Source organism: Bathymodiolus azoricus thioautotrophic gill symbiont, assembly GCF_001298715.1.
Lineage (GTDB): Bacteria > Pseudomonadota > Gammaproteobacteria > PS1 > Pseudothioglobaceae > Thiodubiliella.
Genome location: NZ_CDSC02000287.1, coordinates 1 through 5,654, shown reverse-complemented (window position 1 = coordinate 5,654; position 5,654 = coordinate 1). Strand labels below are relative to the sequence as shown.

Sequence of the window (5,654 nt, the reverse complement as noted above, 5' to 3'; positions counted from 1 at the left end):
CATAGAAGAAGGATTTGATCTCACAGATGTCAAGCTAAAGAATACTGCATATTCGTACGACACAAAGTTTCCAAACAAGTTTGAGCCAGAAAAAAAAGAAATGCAAATACAATGAAAAAGACATTATTTATAGCAATATTAATAGCAACTCTATCTGTAAAAGCACTTTCACCCAACGAAATGCTGGTGATAGTAGGGGCAGTGAAATATTACAATGAAAACTGTGAAGGGCTAAATGCAGCGGGTTATCGCAAAATGAACCAAGGGCTAAAGCGTTTTAAAATGCACAGAACCCCTGTGCCTGTGTTGGAGCAACACCCCTTAGCTGTATCAAGCTATCAAACTGCAAAGAAATTTGGCTGTGAAGGTACAAAGCAAGAAGCTTACAAAGCGGGGTTTGGTCAATACATTAACTAGAGGGCGCCCTCTAAGTCACACTGGGATTTAGAGGGGGGTTTTAGAAAGTTGTGCCGTATTCGCCTTTTTCGGCTTCGTTTTTTTCGCCTAATTCTAATACCACAAACGCCACGGCATTAAATTTTTCATCAGATAGGCTTAAATGTGCCTGCTTGATGTTTCTATCAACGAGATATAAGCGTAGTTTTTCACTGGGGATAAAATAGGGCTTGCCTTCTTCGTTGTTTCTAATGGTTAAATCTTGAAAACTAACAATCCTGCCAATACCTGTGCCTAGGGCTTTGGCAAAGGCTTCTTTGGCGGCAAAGCGTTTGGCACAATACGCAGCACTATCGCCTTTGTTGGCAAATAGCACTTGCTCGTGTTCAGACAACACACGATGCACAAAGCCGTCTTTGTTTTTATTTAATATTTGCTCAACTCGCTCGATATTAATAATATCAGTGCCGATGCCATAAATCATAATCTCGCCTCTAGCATTAAATTTTTCATCTCATTAGTAGCAGACTCAAGCCCAACAAATACCGCTCTGGCAATAATTGAATGGCCAATATTAAGCTCAACAATCTCAGGTAATTGCGCAATGGCTTTGGTGTTCTCAAGTGTTAGCCCGTGTCCTGCATTGACTTGTAAGCCAATTGAATGCGCATAAGTTGCCATACTTTTAATGCGTTCAAATTCAGTTCGTTGTTCAGAACCTGTAGTGTCAGCGTAATGTCCAGTGTGTAGCTCAATCACAGGTGCACCGCATTGTTTGGCAGCGTCAATTTGGTCTTTTTGTGCATCAATAAACAAAGACACAACAACATCAGATGCTTTGAGCTGTGCACAAACATCTGTCATTCTTGAGATTTGATTAACCACATCCAGCCCACCCTCAGTAGTGAGTTCTTCGCGTTTTTCTGGCACTAGGCAGCAATCTTGCGGTTTGATTTTACTGGCAATAGCAATCATCTCATCGGTGCTTGCCATTTCTAGATTCATTTTGGTGGTGAGTTTCTCACGCAAGACAACCACATCCTCATCTTGAATGTGGCGCCTGTCTTCACGCAGGTGCAAAGTAATACTGTCTGCACCTGATTGTTCACATAACAATGCGCCTTCTACTGGTGAGGGGTAGTGCGTGCCTCTGGCTTGCCTAATTGTGGCTATATGGTCAATATTGACACCTAAATAAATACTCATTTTGTCTACTTGGTAAAGAATAAAGAGCGACTTTGCAAGGGTTTGTTACCAAGTAACGGTTGCAATCTCTCTCTATTTAAATTTCTACATAATTTTAATTGCTCAACATCTGGCATATTTAATACATCTTTTGCCAACATTAGTTGAATTGTGTTTCCCGATATTTTACCTATATCGCTACGCACAAAACCAGATTGCGACTGATATTGATAATAAGCCCCTTGTGCAATATCATCACCATGTATATCATTCTCTAAATCATAGCCATAGCCCAATTCAGACAATAGATTGTTTTCAAACAATCTGAGTGACCAGTACCTTACTTGCTGTTCTAACTTGGCAATCTGGCTGATGAATGCCTTGTAAGCATCAAACAATACAGCATGCGGATCTTGTTCTTGCAATAATCTAGAAACCAACTCATTTATATATATGCCTAATATCAGGGTTTCTCCTTGTAGATTTCTTGGCTCGTCGTCTGCCTCCCAAGTCGTTAATGTTTTAAGCTCGCCTTTACCAGCAAAAGAGATTTTCATATGTTGAAACATTTGTAAAGGTGTTTTTGACTTGCGCAAGCCTCGTCCAACTAGACGAATCTTGCCGTGCTCTTGGGTAAAAAAATCTAACAATAAAGAAGAATCTTTAAACGCTCTACGATGAATTAAAAAAGCGGGGGTTAAATCAATCTTAGTCATCATTAGCCACCAAATGCTACGCTAATATTAACATTGTATTTGTTGCATAACAACGCCAAATAATAAATAAAATTAAGTCCATTAATGCAAATATCTTTTCATTAATCATATCCCAATGAAGCGAGTGAGCGTTTATCATCAGACCAACCTTGTTTGACTTTAACCCAAAGTTTTAAAAATACTTTACGCTGTAAAAAACCCTCAATGCTTTGACGAGATTCGGTGCCAATGAGTTTTAACATCTCGCCTTTATTGCCGATAACGATACTTTTTTGTGAGGTTTTATCAACAAAAATTCTAGCAGCAATCCTTTGCATTTCGCCATCTAATTCATATTGTTCAATTTCAACGGTAAGGTCGTAAGGCAATTCATCCGTCAAATGGCGCATTAACTTTTCACGGATAAACTCAGCAACGACAAATTTTTCACTTCTATCGGTTACATAATCAGCATCGAAAATATTGCCCTGCTCTGGCAAATATTTTAGAATTAATGTTCGTAGTGTTTTGGTATCAGGCTTATTAAACGCTGAAAGTGGGAACAAATCATCGGGCTGATATTTTTGTCCAATTTCTGCTAAAAAAGGCAAAACTGCTTGTTTGTCTTTGAGTTTATCAATCTTATTCACGCACAGTATAACGGGTACCTGCGCTTTTGACACATGTTCCAAAACTCGCGCATCTTCTTTGGTCCATTTACCCGCCTCAACCAACCACAAAATAATATCAACATCATTAATGCTAGAGCTAGCAGCTCTATTCATATAAGCATTAATAGCCTTAGTGTTGCCAATATGCATACCTGGCGTATCAACAAACACCATTTGATAATCATCAGTGGTATCAATAGCGTGAATACGATGGCGTGTGGTTTGCGGTCGGTGTGAGGTAATGGAGAGTTTTTGACCGATAAGCTCATTGGTTAAAGTCGATTTGCCCACATTTGGACGACCTATAACTGCAATAAAACCTGCCTTATGACTCATGAAGCTTTTTTCTCTTTTAATTTTTCTAGCAAAACTTCAGCGCACATTTGTTCTGCTCTCTTAATGCTTTTAGCTTCTTGTTGAACTTGCATTGAATAGTCTTTTAAAAAGCAGTTAACGGTAAATTTTGCATTATGGTCTTTGCCTACAGTTTTGATTAATTCATATTGTGGTAGTGTTTGTCCAAACTTTTGCAAGCGTTCTTGCAACTGCGTTTTAAAATCTTTTAGTGTGTCATTTGGATTAATGTCATCTATATATTCTTTAAACAAATCTAGAATTACCGTATTAACAGTATCAAAATCTGCCTCCAAGAAAATAGCACCCAAAATAGCCTCTACTGCATCAGATTGAATAGATTTACGATTATGTCCGCCACTTTTTAATTCACCCGAACCCAAAATCAATAAATTTGACAACTCAAGCTTAGCTGCAATCAATGCAAGCGTTTGCCCTCTAACCACATAAGACTTAAATCGAGACAGCTTACCCTCGGCAATACTTGGAAAACGCTGATACAACTCTCGAGAAACCACCACACCCAGTACGCTATCACCCAAGAACTCAAGACGCTCATTATTGCCCTTACCCATGCTACGATGCGTCAATGCCTGCCTCAACAAAGCAATGTCTTTAAATTGATAATTAATTTTTTTCTGTAATTCGTTCATTGTCTAATATGTGTCTATATATAATTAACGCCATTATAAAATTCAATGATTCTTATGTTTTGGCAAGAAGATATTAAAGAGGAGCATTTTACGCTTCCTGAGACGATTCAAGATGCTGTGTTTAATATTCACGCCAAAATTTTACCAATTGACCATGCTTATTTTCTGTCTCAGGCATTACTCAAACACTTACCTTGGTTGAAAGAAGTCAAGGCGGGTGTGTTTGATATTAGTGTGGCTGATGGCAATGGCTGGGAGCAAGACCATGAATCGGGTTTCTACTACCCTTCTAAACGCTCTAAACTTAATATTCGAATTCCTAAGGAAAAGTTAGATGAAGTAGAAATTTTGATTGGAAAAACATTGAATTTAGGCGAATATCAGATTGATATAATCAAGGCGCTAGAGCCAAAATTGATGAGTGATATGCAAATTGTATTTGCCAAGCATATTGCCTGCGATGAAAATACCAGTGAAGGAGATTTTTTGCAAACCTCATTTGCGCAATTTCAAGCGCTAGGGATTCAACCTAAAAAGATGATGGCAGGTTTAAAACGCAAAATATCAACGCCAGATGGCATCATTCATACACGCTCTTTGATGGTAGCTGACCTAAGAAAAGCAGAATCTGTCAAGCTCCAAGAAGCAGGCATTGGCAAGCATCGCCTACTAGGCTGTGGGCTATTTTTGCCACAGAAAGGTATTGAAAGTGTTAATGCGGTCTAGCAAGGCTTTTTCCAATCCAGCAGTTAAATATTTTTTGAGTGGTATTTAACTCAAATTTGCATTGGCTTAACTTTAGGACTACAATCAACTCATGCGCATTGTATTTCTAATATTTTCCTTCTATCTTTCATCCGTGTCTGTCGCTCAAGAAGTGGTTAAACAAGGGGATTTTTTAGGTGCAGAAACCATTGATTTTCTACCTGACTGGTTCAAAACAACCTTTATGGATCTTTCTGAAGACTTAGAAGAAGCCAATGATAAAGGTCGCCATGTCATGATTTATTTTCATCAAAATGGCTGTCCTTACTGCGCAAAATTAGTAAAAGATAACTTTCATGATAAAAAATTAGTTGCCAAATTACAAAAAGATTTTGATGTGATTGAAACCAATATATGGGGCGATACAGGTTTGAGCGATTGGACAGGTAGAGAGTTTACTGAAAAGGAATTTTCAGCACATATGAAAATCCAGTTTACCCCTACTCTCGTTTTTTTAAATCCTCAAGGCAGGACCCTACTCAGACTCAATGGTTATCAATCTATTGATAAAATGCACACTACATTAGATTATATTGCCAACAAAGTCTATCTCAAAGAATCCTATGCCGACTATCTCAACAAGTTAAAGAAAAACAAGACTGGCAAGCTTAACTTACATACAATCTTTGCATCGCCTCCGCACTTATTAATGCGTAGCGAAAACCTACCAGCACAAAAGGTTTTAGCGGTATTTTTTGAAGAGCCAAACTGTACACAATGTGATTTTTTTCATGCTGAATTAATGCCATTAGAACAAACACAAGACTATTTACAACAAATGCAAGTCGTGCGTCTTAATGCGCTGTCTAATGAAAAATTAATCACCCCATCAGGCAAACGCACCACTGCCAAATATTGGTATGAGGCGTTAAAACTTACCTACAAACCTGCCATTGTTTTCTTTGACAAGACGGGCAATGAAATTATTCGCAAAA

Annotated in this window: 8 protein-coding genes; 3 read left to right on the top strand and 5 right to left on the bottom strand. The window is 38.2% G+C overall.

The genetic code is table 11. From position 1 onward, the window contains the following. Nucleotides 1-111: 111 nt before the first annotated feature. Complete coding sequence (locus BAZSYMA_RS05605) at nucleotides 112-417, top strand: hypothetical protein (RefSeq protein ID WP_090716542.1); 306 nt, start codon at nucleotides 112-114, stop codon at nucleotides 415-417. A 40-nt stretch (nucleotides 418-457) separates the two neighbouring features. Here the strand turns inward: BAZSYMA_RS05605 and acpS are convergent, their stop codons facing one another. The 5 genes from acpS to rnc form a co-directional block, all read right to left on the bottom strand. Next, nucleotides 458-880, bottom strand: coding sequence for a holo-ACP synthase (gene acpS / locus BAZSYMA_RS05600; protein WP_090716541.1), 423 nt, complete (start codon nucleotides 878-880; stop codon nucleotides 458-460). Continuing rightward, entirely contained in the window at nucleotides 877-1,602 is a 726-nt protein-coding gene (pdxJ, locus tag BAZSYMA_RS05595) for a pyridoxine 5'-phosphate synthase (protein WP_090716540.1), read from the bottom strand. Before pdxJ ends, acpS begins: the two co-directional genes overlap by 4 nt. 5 nt (nucleotides 1,603-1,607) lie before the next feature. Continuing rightward, the gene (gene recO / locus BAZSYMA_RS05590; RefSeq protein WP_237731667.1) at nucleotides 1,608-2,300 is read right to left on the bottom strand and encodes a DNA repair protein RecO; all 693 of its coding nucleotides are present in this window, start codon (nucleotides 2,298-2,300) and stop codon (nucleotides 1,608-1,610) included. A 98-nt stretch (nucleotides 2,301-2,398) separates the two neighbouring features. Then, nucleotides 2,399-3,283 carry a GTPase Era gene (era, locus tag BAZSYMA_RS05585; RefSeq protein ID WP_090716538.1) on the bottom strand — a complete coding sequence of 295 codons (885 nt, stop codon included), beginning with the start codon at nucleotides 3,281-3,283 and terminating at the stop codon, nucleotides 2,399-2,401. Next, nucleotides 3,280-3,954 carry a ribonuclease III gene (gene rnc / locus BAZSYMA_RS05580; RefSeq protein ID WP_090716537.1) on the bottom strand — a complete coding sequence of 225 codons (675 nt, stop codon included), beginning with the start codon at nucleotides 3,952-3,954 and terminating at the stop codon, nucleotides 3,280-3,282. The genes era and rnc overlap by 4 nt, the downstream gene beginning before the upstream one ends. A 54-nt stretch (nucleotides 3,955-4,008) precedes the next feature. Between rnc and cas6 the strand changes: the two genes are divergently transcribed. Next, nucleotides 4,009-4,680 (top strand): type I-MYXAN CRISPR-associated protein Cas6/Cmx6, encoded by a 672-nt coding sequence (cas6, locus tag BAZSYMA_RS05575; protein ID WP_090716534.1) that lies wholly within the window; start codon nucleotides 4,009-4,011, stop codon nucleotides 4,678-4,680. A 91-nt stretch (nucleotides 4,681-4,771) separates the two neighbouring features. Continuing rightward, a partial coding sequence (locus tag BAZSYMA_RS05570) for a thioredoxin fold domain-containing protein (protein ID WP_143243118.1) occupies nucleotides 4,772-5,654 on the top strand: 883 nt, incomplete at its 3' end.